This is a genomic window from Streptomyces sp. NBC_00876, assembly GCF_045207435.1.
GTDB lineage: Bacteria > Actinomycetota > Actinomycetes > Streptomycetales > Streptomycetaceae > Streptomyces.
This window is the reverse complement of sequence record NZ_CP108800.1, coordinates 1,099,090-1,120,088: the sequence shown is the minus strand read 5'-3', so window position 1 is coordinate 1,120,088 and position 20,999 is coordinate 1,099,090. Positions and strand designations below refer to the sequence as shown.

25 protein-coding genes and 1 pseudogene are annotated in these 20,999 nt (G+C 71.2%); 19 read left to right on the top strand and 7 right to left on the bottom strand.

Translation table 11 applies throughout. The features are described from left to right. Positions 1–117 precede the first annotated feature (117 nt). Positions 118–690, bottom strand: a complete 573-nt coding sequence (locus OG782_RS04850) for a DUF6086 family protein (RefSeq protein WP_406448147.1) — start codon at positions 688–690, stop codon at positions 118–120. Between the two features lie 124 nt (positions 691–814). On the opposite strand from OG782_RS04850, the gene OG782_RS04845 reads away from it, so the two are divergent. The 8 genes from OG782_RS04845 to OG782_RS04810 all read left to right on the top strand — a co-directional run bounded on the left by OG782_RS04845 (position 815) and on the right by OG782_RS04810 (position 7,543). Further along, entirely contained in the window at positions 815–1,030 is a 216-nt protein-coding gene (locus tag OG782_RS04845; protein ID WP_406448146.1) for a DUF6243 family protein, read from the top strand. A 370-nt stretch (positions 1,031–1,400) separates the two neighbouring features. Next, complete coding sequence (locus OG782_RS04840) at positions 1,401–2,252, top strand: HipA family kinase (RefSeq protein ID WP_406448145.1); 852 nt, start codon at positions 1,401–1,403, stop codon at positions 2,250–2,252. Further along, on the top strand, positions 2,249–2,632 hold the full coding sequence (locus OG782_RS04835; RefSeq protein ID WP_406448144.1) for a DUF3037 domain-containing protein: 384 nt from the start codon (positions 2,249–2,251) through the stop codon (positions 2,630–2,632). Before OG782_RS04840 ends, OG782_RS04835 begins: the two co-directional genes overlap by 4 nt. Positions 2,633–2,847: 215 nt before the next feature. Then, positions 2,848–3,609 (top strand): 3-oxoacyl-ACP reductase FabG, encoded by a 762-nt coding sequence (fabG, locus tag OG782_RS04830; RefSeq protein WP_136326319.1) that lies wholly within the window; start codon positions 2,848–2,850, stop codon positions 3,607–3,609. A gap of 20 nt (positions 3,610–3,629) precedes the next feature. Beyond that, positions 3,630–4,385, top strand: a complete 756-nt coding sequence (locus tag OG782_RS04825) for an SDR family oxidoreductase (RefSeq protein WP_406448143.1) — start codon at positions 3,630–3,632, stop codon at positions 4,383–4,385. Between the two features lie 118 nt (positions 4,386–4,503). Then, positions 4,504–6,084: an ABC transporter substrate-binding protein gene (locus OG782_RS04820; protein WP_406448142.1), complete on the top strand. Its 1,581-nt coding sequence runs from the start codon at positions 4,504–4,506 to the stop codon at positions 6,082–6,084. A 118-nt stretch (positions 6,085–6,202) separates the two neighbouring features. Then, positions 6,203–6,886 carry a uracil-DNA glycosylase gene (locus OG782_RS04815; protein WP_406448141.1) on the top strand — a complete coding sequence of 228 codons (684 nt, stop codon included), beginning with the start codon at positions 6,203–6,205 and terminating at the stop codon, positions 6,884–6,886. Between the two features lie 171 nt (positions 6,887–7,057). Further along, a complete protein-coding gene (locus tag OG782_RS04810; protein ID WP_406448140.1) occupies positions 7,058–7,543 on the top strand; it encodes a hypothetical protein in 486 nt (161 codons plus the stop codon). Positions 7,544–7,691: 148 nt separating this feature from the next. On the opposite strand, the gene OG782_RS04805 is transcribed toward OG782_RS04810, so the two are convergent. Continuing rightward, a complete protein-coding gene (locus OG782_RS04805) occupies positions 7,692–8,114 on the bottom strand; it encodes a hypothetical protein (protein ID WP_406458852.1) in 423 nt (140 codons plus the stop codon). Positions 8,115–8,187: 73 nt separating this feature from the next. On the opposite strand from OG782_RS04805, the gene OG782_RS04800 reads away from it, so the two are divergent. The 3 genes from OG782_RS04800 (at position 8,188) to OG782_RS04790 (ending at position 9,968) form a co-directional block, all read left to right on the top strand. Continuing rightward, complete coding sequence (locus tag OG782_RS04800) at positions 8,188–8,580, top strand: hypothetical protein (RefSeq protein ID WP_406448139.1); 393 nt, start codon at positions 8,188–8,190, stop codon at positions 8,578–8,580. 19 nt (positions 8,581–8,599) lie between these two features. Beyond that, positions 8,600–9,499: a Gfo/Idh/MocA family protein gene (locus OG782_RS04795; RefSeq protein WP_406448138.1), complete on the top strand. Its 900-nt coding sequence runs from the start codon at positions 8,600–8,602 to the stop codon at positions 9,497–9,499. A 112-nt stretch (positions 9,500–9,611) separates the two neighbouring features. Further along, positions 9,612–9,968: a hypothetical protein gene (locus OG782_RS04790; protein WP_406448137.1), complete on the top strand. Its 357-nt coding sequence runs from the start codon at positions 9,612–9,614 to the stop codon at positions 9,966–9,968. A 9-nt stretch (positions 9,969–9,977) separates the two neighbouring features. Here the strand turns inward: OG782_RS04790 and lnt are convergent, their stop codons facing one another. The 3 genes from lnt to OG782_RS04775 form a co-directional block, all read right to left on the bottom strand. Continuing rightward, the gene (gene lnt / locus OG782_RS04785; RefSeq protein WP_406448136.1) at positions 9,978–11,624 is read right to left on the bottom strand and encodes an apolipoprotein N-acyltransferase; all 1,647 of its coding nucleotides are present in this window, start codon (positions 11,622–11,624) and stop codon (positions 9,978–9,980) included. A 98-nt stretch (positions 11,625–11,722) separates the two neighbouring features. Then, entirely contained in the window at positions 11,723–12,232 is a 510-nt protein-coding gene (locus OG782_RS04780) for a nuclear transport factor 2 family protein (RefSeq protein ID WP_406448135.1), read from the bottom strand. A 127-nt stretch (positions 12,233–12,359) separates the two neighbouring features. Next, positions 12,360–13,226, bottom strand: coding sequence for a universal stress protein (locus tag OG782_RS04775; protein ID WP_406448134.1), 867 nt, complete (start codon positions 13,224–13,226; stop codon positions 12,360–12,362). Between the two features lie 305 nt (positions 13,227–13,531). Between OG782_RS04775 and OG782_RS04770 the strand changes: the two genes are divergently transcribed. Then, the gene (locus tag OG782_RS04770; RefSeq protein ID WP_406448133.1) at positions 13,532–13,918 is read left to right on the top strand and encodes a hypothetical protein; all 387 of its coding nucleotides are present in this window, start codon (positions 13,532–13,534) and stop codon (positions 13,916–13,918) included. Between the two features lie 122 nt (positions 13,919–14,040). On the opposite strand, the gene OG782_RS04765 is transcribed toward OG782_RS04770, so the two are convergent. After that, positions 14,041–15,222, bottom strand: a complete 1,182-nt coding sequence (locus OG782_RS04765) for a helix-turn-helix domain-containing protein (RefSeq protein ID WP_406448132.1) — start codon at positions 15,220–15,222, stop codon at positions 14,041–14,043. A 621-nt stretch (positions 15,223–15,843) separates the two neighbouring features. Here OG782_RS04765 and OG782_RS04760 point away from each other — a divergent pair. The 6 genes and pseudogenes from OG782_RS04760 to OG782_RS04735 form a co-directional block, all read left to right on the top strand. Then, positions 15,844–16,464, top strand: coding sequence for a flavin reductase family protein (locus OG782_RS04760; RefSeq protein WP_406448131.1), 621 nt, complete (start codon positions 15,844–15,846; stop codon positions 16,462–16,464). A gap of 164 nt (positions 16,465–16,628) precedes the next feature. After that, entirely contained in the window at positions 16,629–17,453 is an 825-nt protein-coding gene (locus OG782_RS04755) for a hypothetical protein (protein WP_406448130.1), read from the top strand. 214 nt (positions 17,454–17,667) lie between these two features. Continuing rightward, entirely contained in the window at positions 17,668–17,826 is a 159-nt protein-coding gene (locus tag OG782_RS04750) for a hypothetical protein (RefSeq protein ID WP_406448129.1), read from the top strand. 233 nt (positions 17,827–18,059) lie between these two features. Further along, complete coding sequence (locus tag OG782_RS04745; RefSeq protein ID WP_406448128.1) at positions 18,060–18,689, top strand: TetR/AcrR family transcriptional regulator; 630 nt, start codon at positions 18,060–18,062, stop codon at positions 18,687–18,689. 137 nt (positions 18,690–18,826) lie between these two features. Then, positions 18,827–19,774, top strand: a complete 948-nt coding sequence (locus tag OG782_RS04740; protein ID WP_406448127.1) for an alpha/beta hydrolase — start codon at positions 18,827–18,829, stop codon at positions 19,772–19,774. Beyond that, positions 19,771–19,872: pseudogene (locus tag OG782_RS04735) on the top strand (alpha/beta fold hydrolase); the annotation flags it as partial. The gene OG782_RS04740 and the pseudogene OG782_RS04735, both read left to right, overlap by 4 nt. A 352-nt stretch (positions 19,873–20,224) precedes the next feature. Here OG782_RS04735 and OG782_RS04730 read toward each other — a convergent pair. Beyond that, positions 20,225–20,449, bottom strand: a complete 225-nt coding sequence (locus OG782_RS04730) for a hypothetical protein (protein WP_406448126.1) — start codon at positions 20,447–20,449, stop codon at positions 20,225–20,227. Positions 20,450–20,711: 262 nt separating this feature from the next. On the opposite strand from OG782_RS04730, the gene OG782_RS04725 reads away from it, so the two are divergent. Then, positions 20,712–20,876, top strand: a complete 165-nt coding sequence (locus tag OG782_RS04725; protein ID WP_406448125.1) for a hypothetical protein — start codon at positions 20,712–20,714, stop codon at positions 20,874–20,876. The last annotated feature ends 123 nt before the right edge of the window (positions 20,877–20,999 follow it).

The window sequence follows — 20,999 nt, the reverse complement described above, 5'->3', positions numbered from 1 at the left end:
TCGCAGACTAGCCGACCCCGGCGAGACCGAACCGGCCGGTGGGCATGTTCCTCGGCCGTGAGGCACCCGTGCTTCGTGCCCTGTTCCGAGCCCTTCGCCGTGCCGGCAGGCCACGATTCAGACCGCCATGAGGCGGCCCAGCTCGCGTGACTTCCGCCGGAGGCCGGCTGCCCGAGCCGTTTCGCACGAATCCGGGGCCGTCGGGACCTGAACATCGCTGAGGCCGCCGGCCTCGGTGAAGCCTGTCGGCTGCCACGTCACGTCGAGGACTGCCCTCTCCGCCAGGACCAGCACCGTGGCAACGAACCCCTCGGACAGGGCAGCCATGACAGCGTGGCCTGTTCTCCGGTGCCACGCGAGCAGGGCGTCGACGAACGCTTTGAACACGAGGGCGTCGATCTGGCACTCGTCAGCCCGCATGGGTCCGATGCCGGACGGCAGACCCAGTTCCGCCTGGTAGACGCTCACCTGGCTCATGAACAGCCGGGAGACCCCGTTGGACGGGTTCCACAGGGTCTGGTCACCCATGTCGTAGTACTGACTCAAAACGGCCTCCGGTACCGGCTTGGCTTTCTCGAGGTTCCCGGGAGGAATCGGCTGACCCCGGGTGCTCGCCGGAGGCCGGCCGATGCCGGGGCGGCGAAAAGGTTGGTATGCGGGGCCGACGGAACCGGGTAACGTCTTTGTCATGTTCTTCCAGACGCCGATTTACGAGTGAGAGCGTGATGGGCCGCTGCTGACGTCCTTCCAACGTCGCCGCCCGTCCCTCACCGATGAATCCCTAGATCACTTCACATCATTACCGGGAGAACCCGTGACCGTGAGCAAGAACATCAACAACCCCGTGGGCATGGGCGGCGGCCAGCGCAAGCGGCTGTCCCGCGCCGAGCGGCAGAACAACGGTCCGCACCGCAACCTCGACCGTCAGGGTGCAGCCGACCAGAAGGCGGAGCTGGTGCGCAAGATGCGCGAGAAGGCACAGGCGGCCGAGGGCGCCGGGCAGACGGACGACGACACCGCACAGAGCTGACGCACGGCCGCCGCAGGGCGGCACCGCACGGGGCAGGGCCCGGACCGCGACGCGCGGTCCGGGCCCTGCCGCCGTACCGGGGCCCTGCCGCCGTACCGGGGCCCTGCCGCCGTACCGGGCGCAGCCCCGCCCGCTCGGCTCGGGCACTCCTCGCTCGCGATCACCCTCGGTTACTATGCTCACTTCATGCCGGAGGCCGGGAGCCGGGGGCGTACTGCCGCCGACGGGCTCATCGGGAAGCAGGGGAGCTGCGTGCCGTGCGGAACTCCCCGGATTCTCCCCAGGGCCGTCGGCGGGCGGATTCCGCTACTGCTCCCCTCTGGCATCGATCGTGGATTGCAAGGCTGAAGAGATGGGTGGCCTGGGAAAAGTGCTTACAGAGGTGGCGGCGACCCGCTATGTAACTCCCCTGCGTGAGGGCGGCTCGCTGCCGGGGATCGTCGAGGCCGACGACCTCGGCACGTACGTCATGAAGTTCACCGGGGCCGGACAGGGCCGCAAGACGCTGGTCGCGGAGGTGATCTGCGGACAGCTCGGGCGGCGGCTGGGGCTGCGTGTCCCCGATCTCGTACAGATCCAGCTGGACCCGGTCATCGGCCTCGCCGAGCCCGACCAGGAGGTGCAGGAGCTGCTCAAGGCCAGCGGTGGCCTCAACCTCGGGATGGACTTCCTGCCCGGTTCCCTCGGATTCGACTCGCTCGCCTACCGGGTCGACCCGGCCGAGGCCGGCCGCGTCGTCTGGTTCGATGCGCTGATCAACAACGTCGACCGCTCCTGGCGCAACCCGAACATGCTGATCTGGCACGGCGACCTGTGGCTCATCGACCACGGCGCCACCATGATCTGGCACCACAACTGGCCGGGCGTCCAGGCGTCCGCCGCCAAGCCGTACAACGCCTCCGACCACGCGCTGGCGCCCTTCGGGCCCGACATCGCGGCGGCCGCCGCCGAGCTCGCCCCGCTGGTCACCGAGGAACTGCTCACTCAGGTCGCGGCCGACGTCCCCGACGAGTGGCTGGTGGACGAGCCCGGCTTCGGCTCGACGGACCAGCTGCGCCGTGCGTACGTGGACGCGCTGCTGCCGCGCGCCGCCACCATTCACGAACGGATCGTCCTGGACGCACCGACGGCGTCCAAGCCCTCCCAGGCCCCGGGCTGGCTCATCGAACGCCTGGCCCCGCGGCACGACAACGAGAACAGTGACAAGGGCGGCCGGCTGTGAGCAAGCGCGATGTCTTCGAGTACGCCCTGCTGCGCGTGGTGCCACGGGTGCAGCGCGGCGAGTTCTTCAACGCCGGCGTGGTGGTCTACTGCCGAGCCAAGGGTTTCGTCGCCGCCCGAACCGAGCTCGACGAGGGCAAACTCAGGGCCTTGGACCCGGCCGCCGACGTGACGGGGGTGCGGGCCGCGCTCTACGCCGTGGAGGGCATCTGCCGGGGCGGTACGGACGCGGGCCAGGCGGCCGGTGACGACGCCGGACGGCGCTTCCGCTGGCTGATCGCGCCGCGCTCGACCGTCATCCAGCCGAGCCCCGTGCACAGCGGCCTCACCACCGATCCGGCCGCCGAGGTCGAACGGCTGCTCGACCTGCTGGTGCGCTGATCGGGACCCCGCGCCGCCGCCCGCGCACCGCGCGGCGGCGGCGCCGTCCGGTGTGACATGCGCCGCTGGGCCCGTGGGCCGTTGACACCGGGTGCCAGGGCTTCTAGCGTCTCGTCTGCTGAAGGTACTAAGCGGTTGCTCAGTTATCGGGTCGTTCTCGCAGGGAACGTCCTGACGTCCGCTGAGCCGCGATCCAAGGGCGAGGAGAACCAAGCATGTCCACCACCGAGCAGCGCGTAGCCATCGTGACGGGAGCGGCACGGGGCATCGGTGCCGCCACCGCGGTACGCCTGGCGGCCGAGGGCCGCGCCGTCGCCGTACTCGACCTCGACGAGGCGGCCTGCAAGGACACGGTCGAGAAGATCACCGCTGCCGGGGGACGGGCCCTCGCCGTCGGCTGTGACGTGTCGGACAGCGCTCAGGTGGAAGCCGCCGTCGCGCGGGTCGCCGCCGAGCTCGGCGCCCCGACGATCCTCGTGAACAACGCGGGTGTGCTCCGCGACAACCTGCTCTTCAAGATGAGCGAGTCCGACTGGGACATCGTGATGAACGTGCACCTCAAGGGCGCGTTCCTGATGGCCAAGGCCGTCCAGAAGCACATGGTGGACGCGAAGTTCGGCCGGATCGTCTCGCTGTCCTCCTCCTCGGCCCTCGGCAACCGCGGCCAGGCCAACTACGCCGCGGTCAAGGCGGGCCTCCAGGGCTTCACCAAGACCCTCGCCAAGGAGCTCGGCAAGTTCGGCATCACCGCCAACGCCGTCGCGCCCGGCTTCATCGTCACCGAGATGACCGCGCAGACCGCGGCCCGTGTCGGCATGGGCTTCGAGGAGTTCCAGGCCGCCGCCGCCACCCAGATCCCGGTGCAGCGCGTCGGCTTCCCCGAGGACATCGCCAACGCCATCGCCTTCTTCTCGGGCGACGACGCGGGCTTCGTCTCCGGCCAGGTCATGTACGTCGCCGGCGGACCGCTCAACTGACCCGAAGGGCTGCGGACATCATGACTGTTCAGGACAGTGGCAAGGTCGCGCTGATCACCGGCGCCAGCCGGGGCATCGGCTACGGCATCGCGGAGGCTCTCGTCGCCCGCGGCGACCGGGTGTGCATCACCGGACGCGGCGAGGACGCACTGAAGGAGGCAGTCGAGGCGCTCGGTTCCGACCGCGTCATCCACGTCGCCGGCAAGGCGCACGACGAGGCGCACCAGGCGGCGGCCGTCGAGCGCACCATGGAGGCGTTCGGGCGGGTCGACTTCCTGGTCAACAACGCGGGTACGAACCCGGTCTTCGGGCCGATCGCCGAGCTCGACCTCAATGTCGCCCGCAAGGTCTTCGAGACGAACGTGATCTCGGCGCTCGGCTTCGCCCAGCAGACCTGGAAGGCCTGGCAGAAGGAGAACGGCGGGGCGATCGTCAACATCGCCTCCGTCGCCGGTGTCTCCGCCTCGCCCTTCATCGGTGCGTACGGCATGAGCAAGGCGGCCATGGTCAACCTGACCCTTCAGCTGGCGCACGAGTTCGCGCCGGTGGTCCGGGTCAATTCGATCGCTCCCGCGGTCGTGAAGACCAAGTTCGCCCAGGCGCTGTACGAGGGCCGCGAGGCCGAGGCGGCCGCTGCCTACCCGCTGGGCCGTCTCGGCGTGCCGGAGGACATCGGCGGCGCCGCGGCCTTCCTCACGTCCAGCCAGTCCGACTGGATCACCGGGCAGACGCTGGTGGTCGACGGCGGGATTTTCCTGAATGCCGGCGTGAGCTGAGAACAGCCTGGGCCGATTTGGCCATGATTGACTCAAGTGCCCCGCCGGGCCTGCGGATTGACCCGGTGGGGCGCTGCGGTATGGTCTGCCGACCCATGGCTGATCGAGGAGCGTGCACGTGTTCTACCGGGCCAGTCTGCAGGCTGCTGCAGCCCTTGCTTCCCTGTCTTTGCTGGCCGGCTGCGGTCTCCTGCCCGGCGGCGATTCGGACGTGGACCAGAAGCTCGCCGTCGGGACGACCAGTGAGCCCTCGACCCTCGACCCGGCGGCGGCGTGGGACAACTCCTGGGAGCTGATGCGCAATGTGTTCCAGACCCTGGTCAGTTTCCCCACCGGCAGTACGGCTCCCGAGCCCGACGCCGCGGACAACTGCCGGTTCACCGACATGACCAGCACCGCCTACCGCTGCGAGCTCCGCGAGGGCCTGAAGTTCTCCAACGGGGACAAGCTCGACGCCGAAGCCGTGAAGTACTCCATCGACCGGATCAGGTCGATCGCGGTCAAGGGCGGCCCCATCGGGATGCTCGGCTCGCTCGACCGGGTGGAGACCAAGGGCGACGACATCGTCATCTTCCACCTGACGAAGCCGGACGCGACCTTCCCGTTCGTGCTGGCCACACCGGCCATGTCGCTGGTGGCGCCGAGCGCCTACTCCAAGGACAAGATCCGCACCGACGGCAAGGTCACCGGATCCGGTCCCTACCTGCTGGACGCGTACAAGCAGGGGGACCGGTCCGAGCTGGTGAAGAACCCCGACTACAAGGGTTTCGCCAAGCGCAAGAACGACGCCGTGACCATCCGGTACTTCAAGAACTCCTCGTCCCTGGTCCCCGCCCTCAAGAAGGGCGACATCGACGCCACCTACCGCGGACTGTCCGCCGAGGAGGTCGTCGCCCTGGAGGACAACAACGACAAGGAAAGCGATCTCCAGATCGTCGAGTCGGTCGGCGCCGACATCCGCTTCCTGGTCTTCAACCCGGACGACCCGGCGGCCGGGAATCCTGCCGTCCGGCGGGCGATAGCCCAGCTCGTGGACCGCGACGCGCTGGTGGCCAAGGTCTACCAGGGCACGGCCGAGCCGCTCTACTCCATGGTGCCCAAGGGCATCGCCGCGCACACGACCAGCTTCTTCGACACGTTCGGCAACCCGAGCGTGCCCAAGGCGAAGAAGATCCTCACCGACGCGGGCATCACCAAGCCGGTCCCGATGACGTTCTGGTTCACGACCGACCGGTACGGGTCCTCGACGGCGCCCGAGTTCGCTGAGCTCAAGCGCCAGCTGGAGGCTTCCGGGCTGTTCAGGATCACCCTGAAGAGCAGGCCGTGGAAGACGTTCCAGGAGGGATTCAACAAGGGGGAGTACCCCGTCTTCGGGCGCGGGTGGTTCCCGGACTTCCCGGACCCCGACAACTTCATCGCCCCGTTCGTGGGCAAGGAGAGCGTCACGGGCAGGCCGTACATCAAGGACGAGATCACGAAGCAGCTGCTTCCCCAGTCCCGCAAGGAGAGCAACCGGGGTGCGGTGAGCCAGGAGTTCGAACGGGCCCAGGAGATCCTGGTCGATGACGTACGGATGCTGCCGCTGTGGCAGGGCAAGCTGTATGTCGCGGCGGGCGAGGACATCGGCGGCGGCGAGCGGGCACTGGACCCGCAGACCGTCATGCAGATGTGGGAGCTGTACCGCAAGGCCAGCTGGTAGCGGCCGACGTCCTGCCACCGGGCTCCCGGGGCCTTGTCACCGGGCTCCCGGAGCCCGTTGTCAGTGGTCACCGGTAGGTTCTGAGTCAAGAACTGATTGCATACCGGAGGTTGTTGACGTGACCGACACCTACCCGCTGCCCGAGTCCTGGCGCGGCGTCCTCGGCGAAGAGCTGGAGAAGCCCTACTTCGGGGAGCTCACCGAATTCGTGGAGAAGGAGCGGGCCGACGGGCCGGTCTATCCGCCCCGGGAGCAGGTGTTCGCGGCTCTGGAGGCGACTCCGTACGACAAGGTGAAGGTCCTGATCCTCGGCCAGGACCCGTATCACGGCGAGGGCCAGGGGCACGGCCTGTGCTTCTCCGTGCGGCCCGGCGTGAAGACGCCGCCCTCCCTGCGCAACATCTACAAGGAGATGAACCAGGAGCTCGGCCTGCCCATCCCTGACAACGGTTACCTGATGCCGTGGGCCGAGCAGGGGGTGCTCCTCCTCAACGCGGTGCTGACGGTGCGCGCGGGCGAGGCCAACTCGCACAAGGGCAAGGGCTGGGAGAAGGTCACGGACGCCGTGATCCGCGCGGTCGCCTCGCGCCCCGACCCGGCGGTCTTCGTGCTCTGGGGCAACTACGCTCAGAAGAAGCTCCCGCTGATCGACGAGGAGCGCCATGTGGTGGTGAAGGGGGCGCATCCCTCGCCGCTCTCGGCGAAGAAGTTCTTCGGTTCGCACCCGTTCACCCAGATCAATGAGGCCGTCGTCGCACAGGGACACCAGCCCATCGACTGGCGCATCCCCGACCTGGGCTGATGCCGCGCCCGAGCCTGAGTGCGATCAGCCGCCGCGGCGGCTAGCGTCGAACCGGCCGCAACCGGACGGAACGGGACAGATCTAGGCAGGGAATGCCGGGATCCGTCCGGGACCGGCCGGAGTGAGCCGAATTCGGCCGGGCGAGGGTGGACAGGTGCGAGGGAGACCGCAGTGACGGAGCAGCAGGAGGCGTCGCCGGACGTCGTCATGACCAGAATCGGCCAGGCGATCATGCTGCTCCACGGCGGTGACCGGGAGGAGGCCCGCAACCGCTTCGGCGTGCTCTGGGCGGAGATCGGCGAGGACGGTGACGCGCTGCACCGTTGCACCCTCGCGCACTACATGGCCGACACCCAGGACGACCCTGGGGACGAACTGGCCTGGGATCTGAGGGCGCTCACCGCCGCTCAGGCACTGACCGGTGAGCGCCTGGCGGAACACCGGGATGCGCTCGCGGTACGTGCCTTCTATCCCTCACTGCACCTCAACCTCGCGGCCGACTACATCAAGCTCCAACGTCCCGCCGCCGCCCGGATCCATCTGGACCGGGCGCGGGAGGCCTCGGGTGTCCTCGCGGACGACGGGGCGGACGACGGGTACGGAGGAGGCGTCCGGGCCGCCATCGGGCGTCTGGAACTTCGGCTGAGGGAGCTCTGACCGCAGGCCGGCTGCGCGTCGTGAGCCGCGCCGCCGGCCGGCTGCGCGTCGTGAGCCGCGCCGCCGGCCGGCTGCGCGTCGTGAGCCGCACGGCGGTACGGGAGTGTGCGAAGCGGCCCGCCGGCCGTCCTCGCGGCGGGCCGCCGCGTCAGCGGCCGTAGGCGTCGTCGCAGATCCGCGACTGCGGGCTGCCCGCCGGCCAGTGCCCGTATCCCCGCCCGAGCGCGCACACGTCCGCCCCGGTGACGGGTTTCGGCAGAACCGGAACGGGGGCGGGAGGCGCCGCCCGGCGTGGCTGTGGGTGCGCCGGGCCGGGGCGGTGCTGCTGCGGGGCCTGCGGTGCGGCACGCCCCGCCGCCGGTGGCGCCGCAGCGGCCCGGCGGGCGGCCGAGGGCGACGGCTTCGGGTCCGGCAGCGCCTCCAGGGTGTCGCGTACCGGGGGCCGGCCGATCTGCGGGGCCAGGTCCTGCGCCGGCCGGCTGCTCCCCGGATGCGCGGGCGCACTCGGCTGCGGCTGTACGGACACACACCCGGACAGGGCCGTCACGGCCACGCCGGCCAGGAGTCTCACGATGGTTCTGGTTCGATGCACCTGATCAACTCTGGGGTGCGGAGAGCTCATTGAGTGAGCAGGGGAGCACGGATTGGCCCGCACGAGTGACCCCGGTCAGCTCAGCGCCGTGCGTGTCGCCGATCCGTGGCGGCCGCGCCCGTCACCACGTGGCACCGGGCGGGGGCCCGGGCGCGGGGCGGGCAGCGCCACCGCCGACCGGCTGCCGAGGACCACCGCCGTCGTCCGCAAGGCCGCTCAGGCCGGCCGGCTGATGCGGCCGGCCTCCGCCCCGGCCGGTCGCCGTACGCGACTTCGCGAAGTCCGCCGCCTCCCGGCCCGGACCGGACCGGGACTCGTCCTGCGCACGGTCGACGGCATCGCCGACCGGCGGCCGCCGCACCACACGTATGCTGCCCGGACGAAAGACGCGCCGGCGAACCAGCGGTGGACCCCGACCGGGGAGGACCGCGACGTCCGGCGATGAACAGCGAGAAGGAGACCCTGTGAAGGTCGGCTGCATCGGGCTCGGCGACATCGCGCAGAAGGCGTATCTGCCGGTACTCACCACCCTGCCGGGGGTCGAACTGCATCTGCAGACCCGCACCCCCGCCACCCTGGCCTCCGTCGCCGCAGCCCATCGCATTCCGGCCGCGCAGTGCCACACCGACCTGGACTCGCTGCTCGCCCAGGGACTGGACGCCGCGTTCGTGCACGCCCCGACCGCTGTGCACCCGGAGATCACCGGCCGGCTGCTCGAAGCCGGCGTCCCCACCTACGTCGACAAGCCGCTCGCCTACGAGCTCGCCGAGTCCGAGCGCCTGGTGGAGCTCGCCGAGGCACGCGGTGTCACTCTCGCCGTCGGCTTCAACCGCCGGGTGGCACCCGGCTACGCGCAGTGCGCCGAGCACCCGCGCGACCTGATCCTCATGCAGAAGAACCGGGTCGGGCTCCCCGAGGAGCCCCGGGCCATGGTCCTCGACGACTTCATCCACGTGGTCGACACGCTGCGCTTCCTGGTGCCCGGACCCGTGGAGAGCACCGTGGTGCGCGGCAGCGTCCGCGACGGTCTGATGCACCATGTCGTGCTTCAGCTGTCCGGCGACGGCTTCACCGCCATCGGCGCCATGAACCGGCTCAGCGGTTCGACCGAGGAACGGCTCGAGGTGTCGGGCCAGGACTCCAAGCGCGAGGTCGTCAACCTGGCCGAGGTCATCGACCACAAGGGCCGGCCGAGCCTGCGGCGGCGCGGTGACTGGGTGCCGGTGGCCCGCCAGCGCGGCATCGAGCAGAGCGTGGTGTCCTTCCTGGACGCCGTAGGGGCCGGAAAGCTGCTGAGCGCGCGCGACGCCCTTCAGACGCACGAGCTGTGCGAGCGCATCCTGCGGGACCTCGACTGCGCGTAGCACCTCCCGCCCGTCCCGGCCCCTGACCGGTGCCGGGCACGGCTCCGGATGCGTGCGGACGGGGCCCGATGCAGGCTGGGTGGATGGACCGCCGGCCCGTGGAGGTGACCTCGTGAAGCCCCACCGTGAGCCACAGGGCTGGGGTGCGCTCCAGCCGCCGCCGGGGTACTACTCGGCGGACGGGCGGCCCCCCGACGCCCTGCAGCGTGCCCTGATCCTCGACTGGGCGGTCAACCAGCGCATCGCGAGCGGCTGGCGGGTGGAGTCCCGCTCCGAGACCCAGGCCGTCATGGTCCGCGGCCGGCCGCTGAACCATGTGCTGCACGCCGTCCTGACGGTGTTCACCTGCTTCCTGTGGGGCGCGATGTGGCTGGTTCTCGGCGTGACCAACAAGGTCGAACGCCTCGCGCTCACCGTCGACGCCATGGGCGACATCGTCACGGTCAACGGACCGGGCCGGGCCGCCTGACGGACGGACTCACGGCGCCGAGTCGGCCGGGGCCTTCGCGGCCGTACGGTCCGGGAGCACCGCTTTTGGACCGCCGGCCGGGACCACGGCGGCGCCCTCACCCACGGGCTCCGGGCCACCCCTGCGTACGGACCGCACACCCTCGACGGCACAGAAGGCCGCCAGCACCCCCAGTGCGCCGTACAAGGGCCAGTCGCCCAGCCGCACATACAGCGTGCTGCCGCGGGCCAGCGGTACGCCGTACACCGCCGCTCCGCTCGTGCCCGTACCGAGGGGAGCGCCGATGCGCTGCCCCTGCGGGCCGTACACCGCACTGATGCCGGTCAGTGTGGCGTGCACCATCGGGCGGCCGTTCTCGGCGGCCCGCAGCGCGCCCAACGAGGCGTGCTGGCCGGGCGCCCACCCGTGCTGGAACGAGGACGTCGACGACTGGGCGATCAGGAGCTGCGCACCGTCCCGGGTCAGCCGCCGGCTCATGTCGGGGAACGCGGACTCGAAGCAGACCAGCGGGCCGATGTGCAGGCCGTTCGCACCCGGCAGCGTCATCGTCACCGGACGCGTGCCGCGCAGCCGGTCCTCGCCCGCAGCCTTGCCCATCGAGGTGGCCCACCCGAGTGCCGAACGGGCCGGGATGTACTCGCCGAAGGGAACCAGCCGCATCTTGTCGTAGCGGTCCCCGGTCAGTCCCCGAGGGCCCACCAGTACGGCGCTCTTGAAGATGCCGGTCCGGCCCGACGCGTCGGTCTGTCTGGCGTCCACGTTGACCAGCACGTCGGCGCCCACCAGGCGCGACAGTGCGGCGATCCGGGCGGTGACCTCGGGCCGCCGGGCCGGATCGACCCCGACGCTGCTCTCGCCCCACACCACCAGGTCGAGATCCCGGCCGGCCAGCGAGCGCGTCAGCTCCTCGCTGCGGGCGAAGCGGCGCTGCACGCTGCCCGGACCCTCGATGACACCTGGCTGCACGACGGCGATCCGCGCGGTGCCCGACCTCTCCGGCTGCGGTGCCCACACCCACACCGAACCCACCGCCAGAGCGCCCGCCACGAGCGAGACGGCGCCGGCCGTGCGGGCGGCCGGCGACACGAGCAGCAGGGTCAGCGCGGTGTTCACGGCCACGATCAGCAGGCTCACCAGCCACACCCCGCCGACGGACGCCAGCCGGAGCGCCGGTGTCACCTGCCACTGGCTTGCGCCGAGAAGCCCCCAGGGGCCGCCGAGCCCCTCCCAGGAACGGGCCATCTCGATCATCAGCCAGCCGCACGGGATCACGATCACGGCCGCCGCGACCCCGGCGCCGGACGACGGCCCGCCCAGCAGCCGGGAGACCAGCAGCCCCCACGGGGCCCACAGCAGACCGAGCAGGGCCGCCAGGACGACGATGAACACATGCAGGCTCGGCATCAGCCAGTGGTGCACCGCCAGCATGTAGCCCGTCCCGCCGAGCCAGCCGTCGAGCGCCGCCCTGCGCGCCGTGCCCGCGGACCGGATCAGGAGCAGCAGCGGGATCAGCGCGACGTAGGCGAACCACCACAGTCCCGGCGCGGGGAACGCGAGCGCGGGCAGCGCACCGGACAGGAGCGCGGCGCACCCGCGCCACAGCGCTGAACCGAGTATCCGTCCGCCCCGCTCGTGCCGCCCGGCCCAGCTCGGCATGGCGCACCTCCTCGTCCTGCCCGGTGGCAGGGATCATCCGGAACCCGTTCCCGCTGTTCTTCCCCCAGTGTGGGGCAGCGGAAGCAGGCCGGGGCGGATCAAACGCCGGAGAAGGAGCCCGACAGCGTCCGCCACTTCTCGTGGACCGTCACGCGGTGGATCCGCCAGCCGCCGTCGGTACGGAGCAGTTCGAAGGCGTACCGCCCGCCCGAGACGAAGTTCGGAGCGGTCGGACCGTCCCCGGCGCCGGCCTCCTCGGCGCCGCCGGCGTCCGGTCCGCCCACGAGCCGCATCGGGTTCATGTAGTCGGCCTGCACCCGGGCCCGGTCGCCCGGGTAGCCGCCGAGGTCCTGGAGGTCCAGGCGGCGGTTGACGATCAGATGCTGCCGTACGGGGAAGAGCAGCATGGTCTGCGAGAGCCACTGCGCTACCTCGGCCGAGGGGCCCTCGACACCGCCCGCGGTGCGGTAGTCGGCGCGGCCGTCCGCGGTGAACAGGGCCCGGTAGTCCGTCCAGGCGCCGTCGTCCACCGCCACCGCGTAGCCGGTGATCACTGCATCGATGGAGAGCCGGTCCATCACGGTCGAGAGATCCACGCGCTGCGTCATCGGGTCAGTGTGGGCCCACGGGCGTCAGGGGCCAAGGGCCGTGCACCCGCGGCGGGCCGCGAGCCACAGGAACAGGCCGGGCGCCACCGTCGCCGCGGGGGCGGTGGCGGACGGCGGAACCACGGTGTCAGCAGGGAACCACGGCCACCGGGCCCAGCGCGTGCGTGAGCGTCGTCTGCGCCACGGGTGAGAGGCCGAGCCCGAGGGACTCACCGCCCTTGCGCCGTCCGATCACGGTCAGGGCCGCGGTCGCCGACGCCGTGACCAGGGTGCGCGACGCGGAGCCGTTCACCGGTTCCTTCACGACCTCGACCTGCGGATACTTCTCGCGCCAGCCGGCCGTCAGCTCGGCCAGGGACCGTTCGGCCGCGTCGGCCGCCGCGTCCCGGTCGAAGACGGGTCCGCCGGACAGCATCGACGAGAACATGGTCCATCCGTGCACGATCCGCAGCCGCGCACCGGGGCGGACCGCCGCCGTCTCGAAGGCGAACTCCAGCACCGCCTCACTGCTCTCGTCGGCGGCCACTCCGGCGACGACGTCCGGGAAGACCTCCGCAGCGGTCTCATCCGGTTCCTCGTCCCGCCGGCCGCCGTGGATGACGACCACAGGACACTTGGCCATCGAGGCGGTCGCCAGGCTGTTGGAGCCCAGCATCAGGGAACGGAATCCGCCCAGCCCGCGCGAGCCGACCACCACCAGCGAGGCGTCACGGCTCAGCGCGACCAGCGCGGCCGAAGGGAAGTCGAGGGGTGCGAGCGTCGTGGGACGCAGCCCGGGAGCGATCCCGTTCACACGGCGCACGGCCTGCGCGAGGAGTTCCGCCGCCTCGCGCTCCTGCGCCTCCGGGTCCGCACGCCGGGTCAGGAGACGGACGTGCACGATCAGCAGGGGAAGCCCCCGGCCGGCCGCCTCCCGGGCCGCCCAGTCCAGCGCGTCACCGCTGTGCGTGGACCCGTCGACCGCGGCGACGACGGGAAGCTCGGTACTGGTCATGGACGCCTCCTGAATCCGGTGGTACGAGTCCCGGGCCGGCACGCCCGCACGGCGCCCGGACCGCCCGCCGGGCCGGCAGGCCTGCCGGGGACCTGCCTCGTACGCTACGGCCGGACGGCGCCCCGTGCAGGGGCGCGCGCGGTGGGACCGGTCGTCCGCCCGGTGCTGGGGCATGCGCGATGGGACTCGCCGTCCGCCCCGTGCGGGGGCACGCGCGTGGGACTCGTCGTCCGCCGGCCCGGCACGGCGGACCGCGGGCGGCCGTTGTCCTCGTCGGCCGGTGCGCCTGCACCTATGCTCGCGGGATGGAGCAGAGCGAAGTCGTGAAGCGTGTGATCGGCATCCTCACCGAAGCGGGCGAGATGCGCCGGCTCTTGGAGGAGAACCCGGACCGCGACGACCCCAGCGCCGATTCGACCGTGGTGACCGCCCTCCTCAACGAGACGATGCCGCGGATCGCGATCCCCGAGGACGCCACGATCGAGGACGTGGTCGCCCTGGTCGGCCGGGAGGTCGGGGGCGCGGTGGAGCAACTGGTCGGCGCGTTCACCCTGGCGTTCGCGATGCTGGCCCAGGTGCACGATTCGGGGCAGACGGACGTGACGTCCGCGGATGTGCTCCAGGACCTCGCCCTGCGGGCCGAGCAGTTCGGCTCCGAGGGGCCGGGCGGCCCGGAGGACACCGAGGCGTAGGAGGGCCTGCCGGAGGGAGCGCGCTGTCTCCGGGTGCCTGGGTGCCTGGGTGCCTGGGTGCCTGGGTGCCTGGGTGTCCGGCGGCCGGAACAGGCCCCGGGCCGTGCTCGCCGATGCCGACGTCAGGAGCTGTCTCGAGCGATTCCCGGTTCCCTCGGGTGACAGTCGTCGTTGTGTGCACGGGCCGCCGCGACAGGTTGTCCGGTCCAGCGCTGGACGGCACGGCGCACCCCGCCGGTGTCGGCGTAGCCGACTCGTTCGGCGATGGAGCTGAGGGACAGGTCGGTCGAAGAGAGCAGACGGAGAGTCTGTTCGCGGCGTAGTGCCTGGAGTTCTTGCGACCAGGTGGTCTGATGCTCCTCAAGTCGGCGCTGGAGGGTGCGGGTGCTGAGAGACATCTGCCGGGCTGCGGACTGAAGGGTGGGGATCTCCTCGTTCCGGGCCGCCCGGAGGTCGGCGCGGAATATGTCGAGCCAGTCGCGCAGGGGAATGGCTTCGGCGAGCAGCTGTTCCGCGTGTCTTCGGAGAAGGCCGGACAGGCCGGGAGCGTGCGGTTGCGGCGCGGTGAGGTCGGCGGTCTTGAAGGTGATGGAGTTGACCGGGCCGGCGAAGTCGATGGCGCGAGTGCCGTACAGCTGTATGAGGCTGTCGTGGGTCCGGGGGGCGCGGGCCGCGAGGGCGACCTTGGTGGGCGTGATTGCGCGGCGAGTGCTCTCGCTGATCCGCGGCCGGAACAGGCTCAGGGAGTAGGCCCGTATGGCGGATGCGACCTCGTCGGTGAGGTCGGCCGCGTTGATGTGGCTGAGAGTGATGTGCTGCTCGTTCTCCTCGATACGGAGGGCCTCGGTGCCGGCGTCAGCCACCGTGGCAACGAAGCGGGCGGCGTCGCGAAGTCCTTCGAGCGGCGTCGCCGCCTGGGTGAGGAGGTAGTCCCAGAGCCCCAGGGTTCCCAGGGTGCTCTGGTGCGCCATGTGCAGTGAGACCTCATGCCATGGGGCCCGCAGGGTCATGAGTTCCCAGATGCGGACATTGGTGGACGACGGAGTGCGGTAGCGGTCGCCCGCCAGATGCTGGGGGGCCATGCCGACCAGGTGGGCGTACTTGTCCGGGCTGACTCCCAGCCGTGTGGCGGCTGATGCGTTCAGCCGCGTGAAGGCTGTTGCGGTCGTGCCGGGGAGCTGCGGGATGTCCGTGGTGTCCGGGCGTCCCGGCTCACGATGGTGTCGCAGACCTGTTTGGCGCGTGAGGCCCTGTTGGTGGCGCGCCCGGACCTTTGCGGGTTGAGGAATTCGATCTAGCGTCATGTCTTGTCCTTAGGAGGAGGGCTGCGGGACGCACGTACCGCACTCTCCTCGTGAGGTGCTGTCGCGCTGGGGACGGGCTTGGGGGTGTCCCGTCGTCAGCGTGTCGGCGTCATCCTTCAGCGCGTTGCCGTCGCCCGTGTCCGGGCGACGACGACACGGTGGTGGGCATGCCCACCGGCCGCCCGTCAGGCCGATTCATGGCCGGGGGAAATGTTAACCGAGTTCACGATCTTGGCGGCGGCGCTTCACTCAGCAAGTGGACGCACCAGAAGCACGGAAAGGGCCCGACTCGCGCCATAGGGGAAGAATCGCCCCGTTGAGCGGAGTCACGGACATTGCGGCGGCAACCACCGTGCCCACCCTGGCCGAACCCGGCCACAGGAATGCCCCGTGCGAACACGTCGTCCCAGCGGCGAAATCCACCGCAGGGAAGGTCAGCATGGACACTGCTTCGCACCGCGGAGGGGGCGGTGCGAAGCAGTGCCCATGTAGGTACAGGACGCACCACGATCCAGGGTGCATAACCTATGCGGAAAGCGCATGGAAAGGTCGTCGTGCAGGTTCAGGGCAGCCGGGGATCCCTGGCTGGAATACCACGGCCACACTGGGATACTGCTGTTCATGCGCGTCGACTTCGATCCTCGGACCACGCAGTCCTCGGCCTTCTACCGGTTGCTGACCGCGCTGGTCGTGCCCCGGCCCATCGCGTGGATCTCCACCGTCACCCCGGACGGCCGGACGGCCAATCTGGCGCCCCACTCCTTCTTCACGATCGCCTGCGTCAGCCCGCCCGTCGTCCAGTTCACCTCGGTCGGGCGCAAGGACACGCTGCGCAACATCGAGGCGACCGGCTCCTTCGTCGTCAACTTCGCCCCGGAACACCTCTTCGAGCAGATCAACGCCACGGCCACCGACTTCCCGCGCGGCATCAGCGAGTTCGAGGCTGTGGGCGTCGAGCAGGAACCCAGCCTGCGGGTGAAGCCGCCGCGCGTGGCGGGGGCGCCGGCCGCGCTCGAGTGCGAGCTCCACAGCACCGTTCTGCTCGGCGACTCCACTGTCGTGTTCGGCCGCGTGGTCCATGCCGCGGTCGACGAGGGCGTCATGGCGGACGGGCATCCGGAAGTGACCGCGCTGCGCCCGCTGACCCGGCTCGGCAAGGACGAGTGGGGCACCTTCGGAGGCGTACGGGAGATCTCCCGCGTCCCGTATGCCCGGTGGCAGGAGGACCGCGAAGCCCGCTGAGGGCGTACGCGGCCCGCAGGGGCGGCGGTTCACCCGGCGGGGCGCCGATGACATCGGTCTTCCTGCCGCGGGCCGACGGGCGGCGCCGTACTCCCCGGGGGGTACGGCAGCAGCCTTCCGGCGGACGACGACGGCCGGGCGGGCGCCGGGGGAGGCTCCGCACCATGGAAAACCGCATCCCAGCAGCTTCCCCGGTAACCGTGCCGGACGACCGCGTCCCCCGTCCGGCCGCGCTCGTCCGTTGGTGGCGGGGTGTGCGCCCGGTCGAGCGGCTCTGTTACGCGACAGCCGTCGTACTCTTCGGTTCGGGGCTGGTGCATGCCGGGGTCCTCACCGCCGACGGCGGCTCCTGGGAAGGCCCGGTGTCCTGGCGCAAAGCCGTGACCTTCGGGCTCTCCTTCGGCCTGACGCTGCTCGCGGTCACCTGGATCTCCTCGTACCTGCGGATCGGTGTCCGGACCCGGGCCGTGCTGCTGGGCCTGTTCGCGGCCGACTGCGTGCTGGAGGTCGCCGGCATCACCTTGCAGGCATGGCGACGGGTGCCGTCCCACTTCAACATGGAAACTTCCTTCGACACGGCGGTCTCCATGGCGCTGGCGGTCGGCGGGGGAGCACTGGTCGGCATTCTCGCCACGTTGTCCGTTGCCGCGTTCACCCGGCGGCCCGGGGGGCCGCCCGGCATGGCCCCGGCGCTGCGGGCGGGCTTCGGCATTCTCCTCATCGGGCTGCTCTCCGGCGCCGCCATGATCGCGCGGGGGGTCTATCTCACCCGCACCGGGCACCAGTTGGCGGCGTACTCCTCCACCGCGCCGCTCAAGCCTCTGCACGGTGTGAGCCTCCACGCCGTGCTCGTACTCCCGGTGCTGGCCCGCCTCCTCGCCCTCACTTCATGGAGTGCCCGGGCCCGGGTGGCCGCGGTCAGGGCTGCCGCTGGCTGCTACGCGGCAGCCGTCGCGGCGGCTCTCGTATGGGCTGTAGTCACCCGTTGATGCGGCCGGGAAGGCGAATGACGGGCAGACCCGGCGACGGCGCCTACGGCCGGACCTGCGGCAACGGATAGTCTCAGCAGGCCTCGTCGGATACCGGTGCCCTGGTGGGTGTGGGACCGGGACGGTGGCACACCCCTGAAGCAGCCGCGGTCCGAGGGACCGGACGGCGCCCCGGGGGCCCTCACAAGCAACTGCGATGTAAACAGGAGACCCGATGGCTGATACCCCGCCCCGCCAGGTCCAGCGGCGCTCGGACGAGAGCGGGGCGGGCTCGGCGTCCGAGGCCCCGGGCCGTGTCGAGGCCGTACCGACACCGCGCTACCAGGGGCTGTTCGTCGAACCCGATCTTCCGCCGTTCGTCGAGACCGAGTGACACCACTTGCTCAGCGGTCCGCACTGCCCCCGTACCCGCTCCGGCGGGGCGGGGGCAGTGCGGCGTCAGGCGCGATAGCCCCGGCGGCGCGCGGCCTCAGGCCTAAGGTCTGCCGTCTGCCGTCTGCCGTCTGCCGTCTGCCGTCTGCCGTCTGCCGTCTGCCGTCTGCCGTCTGCCGACCGCCGGAGTGGGCCGCGGCGGTGTCCGGGCGGTGCATCGGGGAAGCTGTGGCCATGAACATCTCTGCCGACGAGAACGCACCGGAGCGGGCCGGATACCGGCGATCGGCCGGGTCGCCGCGCGGTGAGGCCCGGCGGCGGGAACTGCTGGAGCGGGTCACCGAGGACCTGGCGGCCAACGGGCTCGTGGACTTCTCGCTGCGCCGTGCCGCGAAGGCCGCCGGTGCCACGCACAAGGTGCTGCTCTATCACTTCGACGGGGCCGACGACCTCCTCGTGCAGGCCGTGGTCCAACTGCGGGAGCGGCGCATCCGCAAGGCCCTGGCGGCCGCCACCGATGGATCGGTCCGCCGCTCGCTGGGGGAATGGGTACGCGCGATCTGGCCCATCCTGGTCGGCGAGGAGGCGCGGGTGCTGGACCAGGCCATCGGCCTCGCCATGTACGACTCCGAGCGCTACACCGCCCTCGGCCGTGAGGCGTCCCAGCAGTACCTGCCCACTCTTCTGTCCGTCTGCCCGGACCGCTGGACCGACCGCCGCAAGCTGGAGGTCGCCGAGATGGTGCTGGCGACCCTGCGCGGATTCCTGGTCGACGCCCGGACGAGCGGCGACACGGAGGGGGTCGCCGCCGGGTTCGACGCCCTGGTCCGTGCGTTGGAACGGGAGGAGGCCGCCGACGCGTAGGGATTCCCTCGCGTCGGGGTGTCGGACGAGGAGCTCCGGACGGACGCGTCGGGGCGGCGGGCGAAGGGCCATGGACAGGATGTGAACCACGTGGTTCACTTTTTGGGAGGGATGAATCCGCCCACCCGGAGGTCGGCATGGACACGTCCGTAATACGCGAGAAGGTCCGCTTCGCCGTCGGCGGTACGTACTGCGCCGCCTGGCACTACCCAGGGACGAACGGCGGCTGCGTGATCATGGCCGGCGGCGGTGGCGTGACCAAGGAGCCGGGCACTGACCCGTTTGCCGCCCGGTTCAGCGCCGCCGGCTTCACGGTTCTCGCCTTCGACTACCGGTGCCTCGGCGAGAGTGGCGGCGGCCCTCGCCAGACCGTACGGATCAAGGATCAGCTCGACGACTGGCAGGCGGCGATCGCGTTCGCCGCATCGCTGCCGGAGGCAGACCCGGCGCGGATCGCCATCTGGGGTTTCTCCCTGTCCGGCGGCCACGTCCTGCGCGTCGCGGCGCGCAATCCGGGTCTGGCTGCGGCAGTCGCCCAGACGCCGAACGCAGACGGGCCGGCCGCCTCGCGCAACGCGAGCCGTCACCAGAAGCCACTCGCGATGCTCCGGCTCACCGCCAGGGTCCTGCTGGACGCGGCCGGTGGTCTGCTCGGCCGGCGCCCCCTGCTGGTGCCGCTCGCGGGCGAGCCGGGCACCGTCGCGATGCTCTCCACGCCGGACGCCGTCGAGGGCGACAGGGCCCTCAACCCCGGTAACCGGTACCCGCAGTGGCAGCAGGAGATCGCCGCCCGCTCGGTCCCGGGCGTCGCCCTGTACCGGCCCGGCCGCGACACACCGCAGGTGCGCTCCCCGCTGCTGGTGCTCGTGTGCGACCAGGACCGTACGGCGCTCAGCGCCCCGGCCGTCCGTGCTGCCGGGCGGGCACCCCGGGCCGAAGTGGTCCACCTGCCCGGCGGCCACTACGCCCCGTTCATGGAACAGCACGAGCCGGCCGTCCAGGCCGAGCTGTCGTTCCTGCGCCGCCACCTGCTCGCCGCACCGGCGGCCGGCCGCACCGAGGCGCCCCGGGCAGGACGGCCATGAAGGAGATCGGGCCGTCCGCCGGGACGATCGAGTACGAGGACACCGGCGGCGACGGCCCCGTGGTGGTCCTGCTGCACGGGCTGATGATGGACGCGTCCTGGCCGCCGGCGAACGGGTCATGCCGCCCGGGGCGCGGACAGCGCCTCGCCGCTCTCCGCGCGCAGGAGAGCCGGTCGAGCTCTCCGGCAGCCGTACGCCGATCCCACTGGACCGCCCCGAGGAACTGACACGCGCAGTCCGGGAGTTCGTTCCCGCGATCCGCTGAGGTGGCGGCTGGGCCGCGTTCGATACCGCGTACCGTTGCCGTTGCCGTTGCCGTTGCCGTTGCCGTTGCCGTTGCCGTTGCCGCTGCCGCTGCCGCTGCCGCTGCCGCTGCCGCTGCCGAGTCCGCGTCCCGCACGAGGCGAAGGTCCGCCCATCCGCGATCGGGGAAGGCCCGCAGCGCACTGGTCAGGCCGCCGCGAACTCGTGGGCGGCGGCGCCCTGCCACTCGACGAGCGAGGGAGTGTCGAGGGCCCGCGCAGGGTCCGCCATGCCGGCATCGGCCAGGAACACGATGACATCGTGATCGCTGTGGGCGAGCCCGAGCTTTTCCTGCCGGCCCGCGATGTGGACGGTGACGAGACGCGCGCCGGACGGTGTCGGTCGGTGGATCACGATCGGGGGAGTAGCCATACCTCCAGCGTGGCCCCAGGCGCGCGGGTCCGCATCCGGTCGTCCGGACCCCTGGACAGGTGGATCGGCGCGATCGCCGAGTCCCTGAAGCGCCGCACCGCTGGATGGTCCGGTCGCGCGATGGCCGGCACACGTCGTATGTGCCGTACGCGTCGGCCCCTGGCCAAGCTCCACCGGACTGCGGGGGAAGAAAGGATCTCTATGCCAGTGTGGAGGCTACGGATCACGACTTCGCGCCGACGCCCGGCAGGCAGTCGCCGACATGACCGGCGCCGTGCGCCAGGCCGCGACCGTGGTCGGCCGCATGACCTCCGGCATCACCTCCGTCCTGGAGGCCGGGAGCGGCAGCGTCTTCGTGAAAGGCGTCCCGGCCGACCACCTCCAGCCGCCGCGCAGCGCCGCGACCCGCACACGGACCGTGCCGTGATGCGCTGCTACCGAACGCCCCGCGGGCGGCCAACGGGCCATCGGGAGAAGGGGCGCACGGGCGGCGCATCTCGAGGTGACTCAATGTCCCGGGTGGACGGTGACGTGGCTTCGCCCCTTCTCG